General features: G+C 68.4%; 15 protein-coding genes. 10 read left to right on the top strand and 5 right to left on the bottom strand.

Features of this window, described 5'->3' with window-relative positions; translation table 11 throughout:
- Nucleotides 1–26: 26 nt before the first annotated feature.
- From E3O57_RS04640 to E3O57_RS04620, 5 genes are all read right to left on the bottom strand, one after another.
- The gene (locus E3O57_RS04640) at nt 27–1,007 is read right to left on the bottom strand and encodes a hypothetical protein (protein ID WP_133159851.1); all 981 of its coding nucleotides are present in this window, start codon (nt 1,005–1,007) and stop codon (nt 27–29) included.
- A 226-nt stretch (nt 1,008–1,233) separates the two neighbouring features.
- Nucleotides 1,234–2,118 carry a TIGR01777 family oxidoreductase gene (locus E3O57_RS04635; RefSeq protein ID WP_103459437.1) on the bottom strand — a complete coding sequence of 295 codons (885 nt, stop codon included), beginning with the start codon at nt 2,116–2,118 and terminating at the stop codon, nt 1,234–1,236.
- 3 nt (nt 2,119–2,121) lie between these two features.
- Nucleotides 2,122–2,547 (bottom strand): OsmC family peroxiredoxin, encoded by a 426-nt coding sequence (locus tag E3O57_RS04630; RefSeq protein ID WP_088455713.1) that lies wholly within the window; start codon nt 2,545–2,547, stop codon nt 2,122–2,124.
- 98 nt (nt 2,548–2,645) lie between these two features.
- Nucleotides 2,646–3,164: a DUF4395 domain-containing protein gene (locus E3O57_RS04625; protein WP_103480092.1), complete on the bottom strand. Its 519-nt coding sequence runs from the start codon at nt 3,162–3,164 to the stop codon at nt 2,646–2,648.
- Nucleotides 3,161–3,622, bottom strand: a complete 462-nt coding sequence (locus tag E3O57_RS04620; RefSeq protein ID WP_103480091.1) for a thioredoxin family protein — start codon at nt 3,620–3,622, stop codon at nt 3,161–3,163. The genes E3O57_RS04625 and E3O57_RS04620 overlap by 4 nt, the downstream gene beginning before the upstream one ends.
- Before the next feature lie 113 nt (nt 3,623–3,735).
- Here E3O57_RS04620 and dapA point away from each other — a divergent pair, with 113 nt between their 5' ends.
- The 10 genes from dapA (at nt 3,736) to E3O57_RS04570 (ending at nt 14,652) form a co-directional block, all read left to right on the top strand.
- Entirely contained in the window at nt 3,736–4,713 is a 978-nt protein-coding gene (dapA, locus tag E3O57_RS04615) for a 4-hydroxy-tetrahydrodipicolinate synthase (protein WP_088455716.1), read from the top strand.
- Between the two features lie 86 nt (nt 4,714–4,799).
- Nucleotides 4,800–6,476, top strand: coding sequence for a ribonuclease J (locus E3O57_RS04610; RefSeq protein WP_088455717.1), 1,677 nt, complete (start codon nt 4,800–4,802; stop codon nt 6,474–6,476).
- A 204-nt stretch (nt 6,477–6,680) separates the two neighbouring features.
- Nucleotides 6,681–7,739 carry a hypothetical protein gene (locus E3O57_RS04605; RefSeq protein ID WP_174776307.1) on the top strand — a complete coding sequence of 353 codons (1,059 nt, stop codon included), beginning with the start codon at nt 6,681–6,683 and terminating at the stop codon, nt 7,737–7,739.
- Nucleotides 7,736–8,470 (top strand): ABC transporter ATP-binding protein, encoded by a 735-nt coding sequence (locus E3O57_RS04600; protein ID WP_103459434.1) that lies wholly within the window; start codon nt 7,736–7,738, stop codon nt 8,468–8,470. The genes E3O57_RS04605 and E3O57_RS04600 overlap by 4 nt, the downstream gene beginning before the upstream one ends.
- Nucleotides 8,467–9,693, top strand: coding sequence for an ABC transporter permease (locus tag E3O57_RS04595; RefSeq protein ID WP_103459433.1), 1,227 nt, complete (start codon nt 8,467–8,469; stop codon nt 9,691–9,693). The genes E3O57_RS04600 and E3O57_RS04595 overlap by 4 nt, the downstream gene beginning before the upstream one ends.
- Nucleotides 9,694–9,837: 144 nt before the next feature.
- On the top strand, nt 9,838–12,750 hold the full coding sequence (locus E3O57_RS04590) for a DNA translocase FtsK (protein ID WP_103480188.1): 2,913 nt from the start codon (nt 9,838–9,840) through the stop codon (nt 12,748–12,750).
- 4 nt (nt 12,751–12,754) lie between these two features.
- Nucleotides 12,755–13,357, top strand: a complete 603-nt coding sequence (gene pgsA, locus E3O57_RS04585; protein ID WP_088455720.1) for a CDP-diacylglycerol--glycerol-3-phosphate 3-phosphatidyltransferase — start codon at nt 12,755–12,757, stop codon at nt 13,355–13,357.
- Complete coding sequence (locus tag E3O57_RS04580) at nt 13,350–13,889, top strand: CinA family protein (RefSeq protein WP_103459432.1); 540 nt, start codon at nt 13,350–13,352, stop codon at nt 13,887–13,889. Before pgsA ends, E3O57_RS04580 begins: the two co-directional genes overlap by 8 nt.
- 165 nt (nt 13,890–14,054) lie before the next feature.
- Nucleotides 14,055–14,363, top strand: a complete 309-nt coding sequence (locus E3O57_RS04575) for a helix-turn-helix domain-containing protein (protein ID WP_088455722.1) — start codon at nt 14,055–14,057, stop codon at nt 14,361–14,363.
- A 67-nt stretch (nt 14,364–14,430) separates the two neighbouring features.
- Nucleotides 14,431–14,652: a DUF3046 domain-containing protein gene (locus E3O57_RS04570; protein ID WP_088455723.1), complete on the top strand. Its 222-nt coding sequence runs from the start codon at nt 14,431–14,433 to the stop codon at nt 14,650–14,652.
- Nucleotides 14,653–14,906: the final 254 nt, after the last annotated feature.

The raw sequence follows: 14,906 nt of genomic DNA, 5'->3' as shown, positions 1-14,906 counted from the left end.
GCCTGCTCCGCGCCGCACCGGCCCGCTCAGCGCCCGGCCAGCCGGGGGCGCCCCGGGGTGAGGCCCAGGCGCGCCAGCCGCGCCGACAACCGCGGCACGCTCATCCCGGTGGCATGGTCCCAGCGAACGAAGCCGAGCACCTGCAGCCGAATGGCATCCTCGCGGAGCTTCTCCTCGTACACCACCTCTGCCGGGGTGCGTCCGGCGAGCAGCACCGGATCGAAGTACTTCACCCGACCGTCGCTCTCGCCCACACCCCGCACGCCCCGCCAGAAGAAGTCTGAGAAGACGGTGCGGTCCTCGATCACGAACGGATGCTGCAACTCGGGTTCGGGAAGTCCGGCCAGCGCGATCGTCACCCGACTGCCCGATTCGTCGGGAGAGCCCGAGAGCGGCGTGGCAAAGTCGATCACCGTGCGCGCCCGCACCGAACCGCGGAACGGCAGCATCCGGTGCCAGGTTTCGAGCAGGGTCACCCGGTCCGTGAGCGGCGGGATGCGACCGGTCCGATCCACCGCCAGAGCCCGATCGGCCGCGGCGACCGCCGACCGGAGGTCCACAATCGTCGCGAGCTCGATCACCGTGCGGGCTACCGAGGTGACCAGCACTCCGTCTTTCAGCTCCACATCGCGGGCGTCGAAGCCCACCGTGTGCTTGCGGATGCCCGGGTCCGAGCGGCCGCCGGCTGCACGCGGGCCCAGGAAGTGCACCTCATCGGGCCACGGTGCCTGCAGCGGTAGTTGCCACAGCACCGCGGCCGACTGGTGGGAGAGCGGCAACGCGCCTCGTCGGGCCAGCGCCGCCGCCCGCACTCTCAGTGCATACCGCTGGTCACGGTCGAGGCCGGCCCAGACGCCTGCTGGGCAGTACTGGCCCCAGCCGATGCGGTGCAGGTAACCGCGCTCGGCACCGCGACGCAGGCGAAGATCGGCGCCGAGTGCTCGCCGATAGTCGGCGGCCAGGAGCACCTCGGGTGGGAAGGACGGGTGTTCTCGACGATCGCTCATCCAGCGAGTGTCGGCGCCGGGTGCCGCGGCCACGGCGCTCGAACCGTGGTCGTTCACAACATCGGGCCGGCGCCCCTGTGGAGGATTGCCCAGCCATCGCGTCGGGCTGGCCCTTCGGATGCGTAATGCGGGTCACGCGCCGTTATGCGGGTGGCGCGCCACCCGCATAACGGCGCCTACCCCGAATAACGAGATTCAGCCACCGCGAGCGACGAGCCCGGAACTCCTAGCGCAGCATCCAGGTGACAGCTTCGGCGGCCGTACGGTGGGTGAAACGGAACCCGTCGGCCTGCAACTTCGCCGAGCTCACCCGCTGGTCGGCGAGCAACAGTTGCCTGGCGGCATCCTGCAGCGCCAGGGTCAGCACGAACTCGGGCACCGGAAGGAAGAACGGCCGGCGCAGCGCCGAGGCCACGGCCCGGATCACCTCGTTGGCCGTTGCCGGGGTGGGGCCGGTGAGGTTCACCGGGCCGCTCAGCTCTGAGGTGAGCAGGTGCACGATCGCCGCGGCTTCGTCGTGGAGGCTTACCCACGGCCAGATCTGGCTGCCACGGCCGAGCGGTCCGCCGAGGCCGAGCCGGACGATCGGCATCAGGGGCTTCAGCGCGCCGCCCTTGGCGAGCACCAGGCCGGTACGCAGCAGCACCACCCGGGTGCCCTCAGGGGCCAGCCGGGCCTCCGATTCCCACGTCGTGACGACGGTGGCGAGGAAGTCCGAGCCCGGTGCGGACTCCTCGGTGAGCTCCTCGCCGGGCCGGTTGCCGTAGATCCCCACGGCGGACGCGTTCAGCAGCACCGTCGGTGGCGTGCCGGCCCGGCGCATGGCGTCGGTGAGGGTACGAGCGGCCTGCACCCGCGATTCCATGATCTGGCGGCGGTAGGACTTGGTCCATGGCAACCGCCCGATCGACGCGCCGGACAGGTTGATCACCGCATCCACGCCGTCGAGCACGGTGGGATCCAGGGTCAGTGTCGCCGGGTCCCAGCGCACCTCCGACCTGGAGCGCGCGGGGCGTCGCACCAGACGCAGCACGGTGTGGCCGGCCGTTTCCAGCTGGCGGGTCAGTTCGGTGCCGATGAGCCCGGAGGCTCCGGAGATGAGTACGCGCACCGCTCAGGCCAGTTCGGCTTCGATGGTGATCGGGATGCCGGTCAACGCTTGCGAGATCGGGCAGTTCACCTTCGCGTCCTGCGCGAACGCCTCGAACTCCGCCTCGGTAACACCGGGAACGTTGGCGCTGACAAGCAGGTGGCTGCCGGTGACACCGGTGCCGGCCACGAACGTGACCGCCGCGGTGGTCTGGATGCTCGTGGGGGTGTGCCCGGCGTCGGCCAGGATCAGGGCCAGTGCCATCGAGAAGCAGGATGCGTGCGCCGCGCCCAGCAACTCCTCGGGGTTGGTCGTATTGGCGGTGCCCTCGGCCCGGGCCTTCCAGTTCACCGGGAACGACCCGCCGTGCGAGGAATCGAGCGTGACGGTGCCGGAACCCGTCGTCAGGTCTCCGGTCCATACGGTGGTTGCTTCGCTGGTCAGGGCCATGGTGATACCTCCTGGAAGTGGAGCACCAGCCTATCCGCCGGGCCTGAACCGTTCACAGGGAATCCTCGGACGACGGGCAGGTTCGCCAGACCCGCCGGTCAGGGCGCCGCCGGGCTGCGCCCGAGGACGCCGGCCCGCACCAGCAGGAGGTACAGCTGGCAGCCCAGGCAGTAGTCGAAGGCCGCGTTCAGGAAAGCCGCCACGAACGCGGCCGCCGCCGCGAGGGGCACGGCCACAAGCACTCCGGCCAGGCCGAGCAGCACCCCGGTCAGGGCGACCAGTAGGCCGACACCCTGGGCGAAGGTGGGCGGGGCCGGGTCTTCGAGTTCGGCCGGCGGGCCGAGCCGCGGGCGCACGAGGGCCTTGTAGAGCCACCCGTACGGATGCCGGGCGGCCCCGGCGATGGTGCCCCAGGCGAACACCGCGGTCTGCACGGCGAGCAGCGCCAGGGCGGCGTCGGAGGCTCCGACGAGCGCCAGGAAGATTACCGCCAGCAGCACGACGGCGGTGACGGCCGCGCCGAACCGGGGGCCGCGCGGGTCGATGCCCGTCCGCTTCCCGGCAGCGGCAGCAGCGGCAGCGGCGGAAGCCGTCGCAGCGGATTCTGGCTGGGTCATCGGGACTCCTGAACGTTTCGGGCAAGGTCATCGAGGTGCGCGTGCAGGGCGGCCCGGTCCGGCACACCACCCACCCGGGCGCGCACCCGGCCGGCCCTGTCGAGCACCAACGTGGTGGGCGTCTGCAGAACCTTGAACCGCCGGGCGAGGTCGGCGCGATGGGTGAGGTCCACTTCCACGTGCCGCACGCCGATGCGGGCATCCGCCACCTGGCCCAGCAGCACGCTCGTGCCGGGGCAGCGGGCGCAGAACTCGGTGGAGAACTGCAGCAGCGTCGCCTCGGCGCCGAAAACCCCCGGGGTGTCCGACACGGACAGGCCCAGCTGGGCGGCCGTGACGGCATCCACCGAGTCGGTCAAGCTCGTGAGCCGGCCCTGCCGACGGCGCCAGACCAGTCCCAGCGCGGTGGTCAACGCGACCAACAACACCAGAACGAGCAGGGCGGCGGCTGGGTTCATGCAGGCGAGGTTACGCCGCGGCGGGCCTCAGACCCCTCGTATGACGGCAGATGACGCGCGCGAGGGCAGGCGTGGAGGCGCGGGAGGGCGCGCTAGACGATAACCTGTAAAACGTGTCTACTCCTTACAACCCCTTCGGGCAGGTCCTCGTCGCCCTGGTGACACCTTTTACCGCTGACGGTGAGGTCGCCTGGGCCGACGTCGAGAAGCACATCGACGACGTCATCACCGCCGGGGCCGACGGCATCGTCGTCACCGGCACCACCGGCGAGACCTCCACCCTCACCGACCCCGAGAAGATCCGGCTCGTCGAGGTCGGCAAGGACGTTGCGGCCGGTCGCGCCAAGATCATCACCGGCGGCGGCTCGAACGAGACCGCCCACGCCATGCAACTCGCCAAGCAGAGCGAGAAGGCCGGCGCCGACGGCAACATGATCGTCACGCCGTACTACAACAAGCCCACCCAGGCCGGTGTTCTCACGCACTTCCGCATGATCGCGGATGCCACCGACCTGCCGGTGATCCTGTACGACATCCCGGGACGCACGGGCATCCCGATCACCTACGAGACCATCCTGCGCGCCGCGAAGCACCCGAACATCCTCGCCGTCAAGGACGCCAAGGGCGACCTGGCCCAGGTCAGCCGGGTGCTCAACCAGACCGACCTGCTCTACTTCTCCGGCGACGACCCCAACGTGCTGCCGCACCTGTCGATCGGCGCCACCGGCCTGATCGGCGTCACCGCGAACATCGCAGCCAAGCCGTACCGCCAGATGGTGGATGCCGTCAACGCGGGTGACCTCAAGGCGGCCACGCTCGCGCACCAGCAGCTTGAACCCCTCGTGCGCGCCGTGATGACCCACGTGCCGGGCACCGTCGCGGCCAAGTACATCCTGCACGGGCTGGGTCGCATCAGCAGCCCGCGCGTGCGCCTGCCCCTGGTCGGCCCGGAGGAATCCGAAGCCGCCATGATCGAAGACGAAATCGACCTCGTCCGGAACATCCCCGGCGTCGACTTCACCAACTTCCGCCCCGACCGCAACGCCGCCGCCGGCGGGGCGCTGCCCAAGGTCGCCGGAACCACACGCTAAAAGATAAACGCACCACGGATCAACAGCAGCACCAACTCCACCCACCACTAACTTCACGCACCACCAACTCCACAATAGGAGGGCTTATGCCCAACGACGTATACGCACCGCCCGCGCTCCCCAAGGGAACACTCCGCGTCACGCCCATCGGCGGACTCGGCGAAATCGGCCGGAACATGACCACCTTCGAGATCAACGGCAAAATCCTGATCGTCGACTGCGGCGTGCTGTTCCCCGAGGAGCACCAGCCCGGTGTCGACCTGATCCTGCCGGACTTCACCCCGATCAAGGACCGCCTGAAAGACATCGTCGGCGTCGTGCTCACCCACGGCCACGAAGACCACATCGGCGCGGTGCCGTACCTGCTCAAGCTGCGCCAGGACATCCCGCTGATCGGCTCCGGCCTGACGCTGGCGTTCATCGAGGCCAAGCTCAAGGAACACCGCATCACCCCTTACACCCTGCAGGTGAAGGAAGGCCAGAAGGAACGCCTCGGCCCGTTCAACCTCGAGTTCGTCGCGGTCAACCACTCGATCCCCGACGCCCTCGCCGTCGCCATCAAGACCGAGGGTGGCAGCGTGCTGCACACCGGTGACTTCAAGATGGACCAGCTGCCGCTGGACAACCGCATCACCGACCTCCGCGACTTCGCCCGCCTGGGCGAAGAGGGCATCGACCTGTTCCTGGTGGACTCCACCAACGCCGACGTTCCCGGCTTCACGCCGTCCGAGCGCGCCATCGGCCCGGTCCTGGAAGACGTCATCGCCCGCGCCCCGCGCCGGGTGGTCATCGCCAGCTTCTCCAGCCACGTGCACCGGGTGCAGCAGGTGCTCGACGCCGCTCACGCCAACGGCCGCCGCGTGGCCCTGCTGGGCCGCTCGATGGTGCGCAACATGACCATCGCCGCCGACCTCGGCTACCTCAAGGTGCCCGACGGTGTGCTCATCGACTTCAAGAAGGCCGGGAACATCCCGGACAACAAGATCGTCTACATGTCCACCGGTTCGCAGGGCGAGCCGATGGCGGTGCTCAGCCGCATCGTCAACAAGGAACACCAGATCGAGGTCGGCCCCGGCGACACCGTCATCCTGGCCTCCAGCCTGATCCCGGGCAACGAGAACGCGGTCTACCGCATCATCGACGGCCTGACCAAGCTCGGCGCGAACGTCGTGCACAAGGGCAACGCCAAGGTGCACGTCTCCGGACACGCCGCCGCCGGCGAGCTGCTCTACGTCTACAACGTGCTCCGCCCGAAGAACGTGCTGCCCGTGCACGGCGAATACCGCCACCTGGTGGCCAACGCCAAGCTCGCCGTGCAGAGCGGGGTGCCCGTCGAACGGGCCATCCTCGCCGAGGACGGCACCGTTCTCGACCTGCGCGACGGAAACGTCACGAAGGTCGGCCAGCTCGACCTCGGCTACGTCTACGTCGACGGTTCCACCGTCGGTGAGATCACCGAAGCCGACCTCACCGACCGGCGCACCCTGTCCGAGGAAGGCTTCATCTCGATCATCGTCGTGGTGGACAAGTCCACCGGCAAGGTCATCGTCGGCCCGGAGATCCACGCCAAGGGCTTCGCTGAAGACGATTCGGTCTTCGACTCCGTCCGGCCCAAGATCGAGGCCGCCCTGGCCGAGGCCGCGCAGAACGGCACCCACGACACCTACGCGCTCACGCAGGTCGTGCGCCGCACCGTCGGCCGCTGGGTACAGGCGTCGTTCCGCCGCCGCCCGATGATCGTTCCGATGATCATCGAGGCGTAACCGCCCGCTGCACAGCACCACTGTCAACCCCCGGCCGCCCTCGGCGCCGGGGGTTGACGCGTTCTTGGGTACCCCGCACACCGGGGGTCATCCTTCAGGAGGATTTTGCCCGAAAGCCGCCTCGACGGGCCGGAACAGCCCCTAGGCTCGTGCCAGTCGACACCGTCAGGTGCGATGCGAGCATGGGGGAAATCAGTGAATGTGATGCGCAAATGGGTCTTTCCGATCCTCCGATTGCTCGTCGTCGCGGCCATCGCGGTGGCCCTGGTGAAGCTGGCATTCTTTGCCGACGCCGCGGAGGCCCAGGACCCGGCCCAGCCGACCGGCCAGGTCGTGGAACCGCAGATCCCGGTTGCCCTGGGCACGATCACCAACGATGTGACGCTGTCCGGAACCGTGTCGGCGGATGCCGCAGTGCCCGTCAAGGCCGTCGCGGCCGGCACCGTCGACGAGATCTTCTTCGCCGCCGGAGCGACCGTCGCCGCCGGCGACAAGATCTACGACATCAAGGTCGAAACCGTGCGCGACCCCGTTGAGACGACGGACCCCGCCACCGGGATGATCGCCATCACCCAGCCCAAGCCGGCGGTCACCTTCGAGAAAGTGTTCGCCCCCGCCGACGGCGTGCTCAGCGCCCTCACCGTCATCCACGGCCAGTCCGTCGCCATCGGCGACACCACCGGCCAGGTCGCGCCGCCCAGCTACTCGGTGAGCGGATCGCTCAGCCCCGAGCAGCAATACCGTCTCGTCACGCAGCCCACCGAGGCGTCCATCGCCATCACCAACGGTCCGGCCCCGTTCACCTGCACGGGCCTGCGCATCACCACCCCGCTGGCCGGGGCGGATGCCGGCGGCTCCGGCGGCGGCACCGATCCGGCGTCGGGCACCGGCACGGGCGCCGGCGGGGCGGGCGGCACCACCGTCAGCTGCGCCATCCCGGCCGAGGTCACGGTCTTCCCCGGCCTCGCCGCCCAGATCACCATCGCCGGCGGCAAGGCCGAGAACGTGCTCGTCGTGCCCACCACGGCTGTGAAGGGCTCTGCCGAAACCGGGGTCGTCTGGTTCGTGCTGCCCGACGGCACAACCGAGGAACGCCCGGTGACACTCGGGATGAACGACGGCACCTCGGTGCAGATCGTCGAGGGGCTGGCCGAGGGCGACCTGATCAACCAGTTCGTACCCGGCGCCACCGCCGTGAGCGGCTGCAGCACCGCCCCGGACGGCAGCGAAGTCTGCCCCGAGCCCGGAATGACCCTCCATTGACGCTCCTGCACCTGGCCGGCGTCACCCGCACCGTCCAGCTCGTCGACGCCCCACCGCTGACGATCCTCTCCGGCGTCGACCTCGACGTGGAGGTGGGCGACAGGGTCTCCATCGTGGGCCGCAGCGGCTCCGGCAAGTCCACCCTGCTCAATCTGCTCGGCCTGCTCGACAACCCCACGTCGGGTGACCTCGAGTTCGACGGTCGACCGGTGAAATCGTTCTCCTCGGGGGAGCGCGACAGGGTGCGCGGCCGCGACGTGGGCTTCATCTTCCAGCAATTCAACCTGCTCCAGGGCCGCACGGCGCTCGAGAACGTGATGACCCCGCTGCTCTACGCGCAGGGCAAACAATTCTGGCAGCGGGCCCGCATCGCCACGGCGATGCTGGAACGGGTCGGCCTCGGCCACCGGCTGGGCGCGATGCCCGACAAGCTCTCCGGCGGTGAACAGCAGCGGGTGGCCATCGCCCGCTCGCTCGTGCGCGGTCCGCGGTTGATCCTGGCCGATGAACCCACCGGCGCCCTGGACCTCGAGACCGGGGCGGATGTGATGGCGCTACTCGACGAGGTCGCCACCGGCTCCGGCGCGGCCCTGATCACCATCACCCACGACCCCGCCATCGCGGCGCTGGCCAGCCGGCATCTGCGCCTGGACCACGGTGTGCTCACCGTGGTCGGGGGCCCGGTGGCCCCGGTCGTACGCGACGACGAGTTGGCGACGGTGCCGGCATGAACCGGCTGCTCAGCAACGTTGTCGGCTCCTTCGTGGAGGCCTGGCAGGAACTGCGCATCCACAAGACCCGTGTGATGCTCTCCCTCATCGGCGTGGCCGTCGCGGTCTGCGCCATCACCACCGTCGTCGGCCTCGGCGCGGTGGCCCAGCAGTCCATCGTGGAACAGAACGAACGCAGCGGCGGCCGCAGCGCCACCCTCTCGCTCTACGCCGGATCGAACGACGGCACCGCCATCGACCCAGATGTCATGCAGGAGTTCTGGGACACCTCGCTCGAGCGCTACAGCATCGACTACGCCAGCCGGGTGCTCTACACCACCCAGACCGTGCAGTTCACGGATGGCGCGGTGCCCGTGCAGGCGATCGGCGTCGACCAGCCGTACGGCACCATGCACCGCGTGACGCTCACCGAGGGGGAGTGGTTCAGCGTTGACGACGCCGAGCGCCTCGCACCGGCGGTGTTGGTCAACCAGATCTTCTGGGACCGACTCGGCCGGCCCGACCTGGCCACGCACCCCACCACCACGCTGCTGGGCGCCACCCCGACCACCGCGGTGATCACCGGGGTCTACCCGGTAAGCGTCTGGGAGACCGAGCCGGCCATGTACCTGCTCATGGACACCATCACCGCTCTCACTCCCGCCGACCAGCTCGCGGCCAGCGGCAGCACCCCCAATTACGAACTGTGGGTGCCGCCGGAAATCAGCGAAGACCTGATCGTTGCGCTGCAGCGGGATGCCCAAGGGGCGCTCGGCGCCGGAACGAACGTGTCGGTGAGCCGACAGGACTACGCCGCCTACAACGAGGACCCGTTCGCGTCGATCAAGCTGCTCGTCGGGGGAGTGGCCGGCCTGGTGCTGCTGCTCGGCGCGCTGGGTCTGGTGAACATCGCCCTGGTCACGCTCAAGCAGCGCATCCGGGAGATCGGGGTGCGGCGCAGCTTCGGCGCCACCGCCGGCCGGGTGTTCTTCTCGGTGATGATGGAGAGCATCGTGGCGACCCTGGTGGCCGGCGTGGTGGGGGTGATCGGAGCCGTGCTCATCGTCACCAATCCCATGCTGCAGGAGTTCATCAGCCAGGGCATGGTCACCGATTTCCCGCCGTTCCCCGTGGAAGCCGCCATCCTCGGCCTGGTCTGCGCCACCGTCGTGGGCGCCCTCGCGGGCCTGCTGCCCGCGCTGGTGGCGGTGCGCGTCAAGGTCATCGACGCCATCCGCTATTGACCATTCGCGAAAGCGGCCGCGTGGTCACCACGGCCCTCTCGAAGCAGCCATACAGCCGCTTTCGCGAGCCGAGGGACCTTCCACGACCGGGTAATTGGGCGTGGGCTCACACCGATGTCGGCCGTCGGCGGTACCGTGGAACACATGGCTACGAGCACTAAGTCGACCGGGCGTGCCCGCAGCACACCTGCGCGCGGCACCGGAACGACCGCGCGCACCAAAGCCGGCAGCACCGCGACCCAGAAGACCGTCAAATTCGCCCCGACCGAGCCCAAGCCGGCCATCGCCGTGCGCATGTGGATGGGTCTGGCCCACGTCGCCGGCGGCGCCGCCCGCGCGCTCGGCCCCGAGCAGCTCTCCAAAGAGGAGCGCCGCGACGGCCTGCCCTTCTTCCTCGTGCTGCTGGCCGTCGCCGGCGCCGTGATCGAGTGGTTCCTGATCAACGACCCGGTGGCCCAGACCCTGGATGCTTGGACCTTCGGCGCCCTCTTCGGCCGGCTGGCCTTCGCCCTGCCGGTGATCCTGCTGCTCTTCGCCATCTGGCTGTTCCGCAATCCGAGCTCCGTGCACGACAACGGCCGCATCGGTATCGGCCTCTCGCTGCTCCTGGTCACGGTCTCCGGCCTCTGCCACATCTTCGGCGGGCAGCCCACACCCACCCAGGGCGTGGAGGTGCTCGCCCTGTCCGGCGGTGTCCTCGGCTGGATGATCGCGGCTCCGCTGATCTTCCTGATCACCACCGTCGGCGCGGCCATCGTCGTGATCCTGCTGCTGATCCTCAGCCTCTTCATCATCACCAAGACCCCGCCGAACAAGATCGGCGAACGCAGCCGTGAGCTCTACGCCTGGCTCTTCGGCACCCCGCTGCCGGCCCCAGAGGAGCGCGCGGCCGCCAAGGAGATCCGCCAGGAGCGCATCCAGGCCCTCAAGACCAAGCAGATCGAACTCGACGGCCTCGACCCGGCCCACGACGACGACACCGACGAGGGCGCCCTGCCCTGGTGGCGACGTAACACCAGCAAACGCGAAGAGGACCCCGACTTCTCCAGCGCCATGTCGTCGGAGTCCGACGAGGCCCGGCCTCCCGCTGCCGACCCGCTCAGCACGCTGCTCAACGGCGGGGCGGATGCCGCCAAGGGCGGCTTCGAGACGGCGCTCGAGTCTCCCCAAGCCCACGTTCCCCCGGTTCACACCGACCACTACGGCACCGAGGTGCTCGAAGACCTGCTCAAGGCCGAGGAAGCCATCAAACGCTTCACCGGCGAAGTCGCCGCGGTGCCGCACGCGACGGGACTGCAGGCCGACGACCCGGTCGGCCTCACCGAGGTATTGCCGGGACTGGACGACCTCGACGAGGCCGCCTCGGCGGTGGACCGGTCCGCGACCGAGCTGGGCTTCGGCGAGCAGCCGAACCTGCCCTACGTGCTGCCGTCGTCCACGACCCTCATCGCCGGTCCGCCGGCCAAGGCGCGCTCCGCCGCCAACGACGAGATCGTCAAGTCCATCACCGAGGTGCTCAGCCAGTTCTCGGTGGATGCGAGGGTCACCGGTTTCTCCCGCGGCCCGACCGTCACCCAGTACGAGATCGAACTCGGCCCCGGCGTCAAGGTCGAGCGGGTCACCGCGCTGAGCAAGAACCTGTCCTACGCCGTCGCCTCCAACGAGGTGCGCATCCTCTCGCCGATCCCCGGCAAGAGCGCCATCGGCATCGAGATCCCCAACACCGACCGCGAGATCGTCACCCTCGGCGACGTACTGCGCTCCGGCACGGCCACCAACAGCACCCATCCGATGACCATCGGTGTCGGCAAGGACGTCGGCGGCGGCTTCGTCATCGCCAACCTCGCCAAGATGCCCCACCTGCTCGTGGCCGGATCCACCGGCTCGGGTAAGTCCAGCTTCGTGAACTCGATGATCACCAGCCTGTTGATGCGGGCCAAGCCCAGCGACGTGCGCATGGTCCTCATCGACCCCAAGCGCGTCGAACTCGCCGCATACGCCGGCGTACCGCACCTGATCACTCCCATCATCACGAACCCCAAGAAAGCCGCCGAAGCGCTGCAGTGGGTCGTGAAGGAGATGGACATGCGTTACGACGACCTGGCCAGCTTCGGGTTCCGGCACATCGATGACTTCAACAAGGCCGTCGTCAACAACGAGATCGTGCTGCCGGCCGGCAGCGCCCGCAAACTCAAGCCATACCCCTACCTGCTCGTGGTGGTGGACGAGCTGGCCGACCTGATGATGGTCGCCCCGCGCGACGTCGAAGATTCCATCGTGCGCATCACCCAGCTCGCCAGGGCCTCCGGCATCCACCTGGTGCTGGCCACCCAGCGGCCCAGCGTCGACGTGGTCACCGGCCTGATCAAGGCCAACGTGCCCTCCAGACTGGCCTTCGCCGTCACCAGCGTCACCGACTCCAGGGTCATCCTCGACCAGCCCGGCGCCGACAAGCTGATCGGGCAGGGCGACGCCCTGTTCTTGCCGATGGGTGCTTCCAAGGCCCTGCGGGTGCAGGGCGCCTGGGTGAACGAGGCCGAGATCGAACGGGTCGTCAAGCACGTCACCCAGCAGGCCCGGCCGGACTACCGGCCCGACGTCTCCGCCGAGGCGCCGCGCAAGGAGATCGACTCCGACATCGGTGACGACCTCGAGGTGCTGCTCGCCGCCGCCGAACTGGTGGTGTCCACCCAGTTCGGTTCCACCTCGATGCTGCAGCGGAAGCTGCGGGTGGGCTTCGCCAAGGCGGGCCGCCTGATGGACCTGCTCGAATCCCGCGAGATCGTCGGCCCGTCCGAAGGTTCCAAGGCCCGCGACGTGCTCGTCACCGCCGAACAGCTGCCCAGCGTCCTGGCCAAGCTGCGCGGCTCCGACGCCGAGCACCACGCCGCCACTGCCCGATCGCAATTCGAAGAGTCCCAGCGGTCGCAGGCGCACGAGCAGGCCACCCCCGACCCGCGCTACGCCGACGACCCGGTGGCGAAGATGAGCGAAGGGTACGCTGAGGAAGACGGCGACTCGGACGAAGACGCCTGGCAACTCACCGACAGGGAATGACCCCATGGCTACACCGACACCTGCGGCCCCGCCGTCCAATTGGAACCTGCCGAACATCATCACCATCGTGCGCATCCTGCTGGCACCGGTGTTCTTCTGGATGCTGCTGGCCGACAACGGCGCCGACGAGGCCCTCCGCTGGTGGGCCGCCGTGCTCTTCATCGTGGCCATCGCCACCGACGGCGTCGACGGGGCCATCGCTCGCCGGTACAACCTGGTCACCGACCTCGGCAAACTGCTCGACCCGATCGCCGACAAGATCCTCACCGGCGCCGCGCTGATCGGCCTGTCCATTCTCGCCGAGCTGCCCTGGTGGGTCACCCTGGTCATCCTGGTGCGCGAGATCGGCATCACCGTCTTCAGGTTCGCCATGCTGCGCGACAGGGTCATCCCGGCGTCCCGCGGCGGGAAGCTCAAGACCATCGCGCAGTCCGTGGCGATCTCGCTGGCCCTGCTGCCGCTCTGGCTGGTCTTCGGCGACTGGATCCACTGGGTCAACACCATCGCCATGACCATCGCACTGGTGCTCACCGTGTACACCGGCGTCGAATACCTCGTCGCCGCGCGCCGGGAGAACAAGCAGGCCAAGCCGACCAGCAATGCCTGACCCGTCCGGTGCTGAACCGACGTCGGGCCCGGATGCCGCGGCCGCCCTCGTCGCCGCCCTCACCGCCAGGCACCTCACCATCGCCGTAGCCGAATCCCTGACCGGCGGACTGCTCGTGGCCGAGCTCGTGCGCATCCCCGGCGCATCCGTCGTCGTGGCCGGGGGAGTCGTGGCGTACCAGACCCCGCTCAAGCACACCCTGCTTGGCGTGGACGCCCTGCTGCTGGCCGAGCACGGTGCCGTGCACCCCGAGGTCGCCAGACAGATGGCCACCGGTGTGCGCACCGCGCTGGCGATCGACGGGCGGCCGGCCGACATCGGCATCTCGACCACCGGGGTCGCCGGCCCCGACGAACAAGACGGCCAGAGCGTCGGCACGGTCTACCTGGGAGTGTCTTTCGGGGATAAGGTGCGGGCCATAGCGATTAGTCTCACCGGAGACCGGGCAGCGATCCGGATGCAAACCGTTGCGCACGCGATCGAAGCTGTGTGTCAGCTGATTGAATCCACAAAGCTTCAGATCGCGGAATAGTTCCTGTTACCGGTGGGTTACAGAACACATATTCACAAGTAAAGTCCAGTCATCCTCGGTAATCTGAGGTGTCGGATGGATAGAGTACTGTTGGCCATCCGCCACACAAAACTGACCGGTTGAGTGGGCCCCAGCAGACTAGACAGCACGAAGAAGGAGGTTCCGATGATTCTTGTTCGTCAGGAAATCGGCGATGTGCTCAGGGACTTCCGCCTGCAGAAGGGTCGCACCCTGCGTCAGGTTGCGAGCAAGGCAAGTGTGGCCCTCGGCTACCTGTCTGAAGTTGAACGCGGTCAGAAGGAAGCGTCTTCCGAGATTCTTGCTTCGGTCGCAGACGCGCTGGACACACCGATCTCGGTGATCATGCGCGAGGTCGGCGATCGGCTGGCCGTCATCGAGGGAATCGATCGTTTCCCCGACACCGTACCCGACGAGCTGGTTGCCAAGTTCGACGCCAGCATGATGATGCGCTAATCGGTCTTCTCCACGTTTCGAACCGAGTGCGCGTCAACCGAGTGAGCATCAACCGAGTGAGTACCGCATGCGATTGAGTGAGTTCCGCCAGGCCCTGAAAGACGAATTCGGCGAGAGCTACGGCAGGGTGCTCACCCGGGATCTGGTGCTGGGTCCGCTCGGACGGACCGCCGACCAGGCCCTCGCGGGCGGAGTTCCCGCCCGCGACGTCTGGTTGGCCCTCTGCGCCGAAACGGATGTTCCGCCGGCCCGCCGCCACGGCGCCGGGCTTCCTCCGGCCCGCAGCTGATCCGGTCACGCCGGCAGCACCCAGACAGCAGCGAACCATGAGCCACCACCGGCCCGGCCCTCCAGCCGGGCCGTTCCTCGTTTCGCGAGAAGATTCCGACACACCACGCCAGCGTCGAATGTCTGTTCGGTTCTTGGTAGGCTCCTCCACAGTAGAAGTCGAAGACGGATTGTCCACCGTCGCAGTGCCTGCCGGCCGGTGTCGGTGGTGCTGCGTACAGTCGGATTCGTCAACGACAACCGCGCACTTGCCTT

Source organism: Cryobacterium sp. TMN-39-2 (assembly GCF_004402745.1).
Lineage (GTDB): Bacteria > Actinomycetota > Actinomycetes > Actinomycetales > Microbacteriaceae > Cryobacterium > Cryobacterium zongtaii.
Note: the sequence above shows the minus strand (reverse complement) of the source record. Positions and strands in the feature narration are given on the sequence as shown.

What these genes read in the sequence shown, in the direction of transcription:
- E3O57_RS04630 (WP_088455713.1), bottom strand. Translation starts at nt 2,547, where the DNA reads ATGGCCCTGACCAGCGAAGCAACCACCGTATGGACCGGAGACCTGACG.
- E3O57_RS04620 (WP_103480091.1), bottom strand. Translation starts at nt 3,622, where the DNA reads ATGAACCCAGCCGCCGCCCTGCTCGTTCTGGTGTTGTTGGTCGCGTTG.
- pgsA (WP_088455720.1), top strand. Translation starts at nt 12,755, where the DNA reads ATGGCTACACCGACACCTGCGGCCCCGCCGTCCAATTGGAACCTGCCG.
- E3O57_RS04625 (WP_103480092.1), bottom strand. Translation starts at nt 3,164, where the DNA reads ATGACCCAGCCAGAATCCGCTGCGACGGCTTCCGCCGCTGCCGCTGCT.
- E3O57_RS04595 (WP_103459433.1), top strand. Translation starts at nt 8,467, where the DNA reads ATGAACCGGCTGCTCAGCAACGTTGTCGGCTCCTTCGTGGAGGCCTGG.
- E3O57_RS04640 (WP_133159851.1), bottom strand. Translation starts at nt 1,007, where the DNA reads ATGAGCGATCGTCGAGAACACCCGTCCTTCCCACCCGAGGTGCTCCTG.
- E3O57_RS04570 (WP_088455723.1), top strand. Translation starts at nt 14,431, where the DNA reads ATGCGATTGAGTGAGTTCCGCCAGGCCCTGAAAGACGAATTCGGCGAG.
- E3O57_RS04575 (WP_088455722.1), top strand. Translation starts at nt 14,055, where the DNA reads ATGATTCTTGTTCGTCAGGAAATCGGCGATGTGCTCAGGGACTTCCGC.
- E3O57_RS04610 (WP_088455717.1), top strand. Translation starts at nt 4,800, where the DNA reads ATGCCCAACGACGTATACGCACCGCCCGCGCTCCCCAAGGGAACACTC.
- E3O57_RS04605 (WP_174776307.1), top strand. Translation starts at nt 6,681, where the DNA reads ATGCGCAAATGGGTCTTTCCGATCCTCCGATTGCTCGTCGTCGCGGCC.
- E3O57_RS04590 (WP_103480188.1), top strand. Translation starts at nt 9,838, where the DNA reads ATGGCTACGAGCACTAAGTCGACCGGGCGTGCCCGCAGCACACCTGCG.
- E3O57_RS04580 (WP_103459432.1), top strand. Translation starts at nt 13,350, where the DNA reads ATGCCTGACCCGTCCGGTGCTGAACCGACGTCGGGCCCGGATGCCGCG.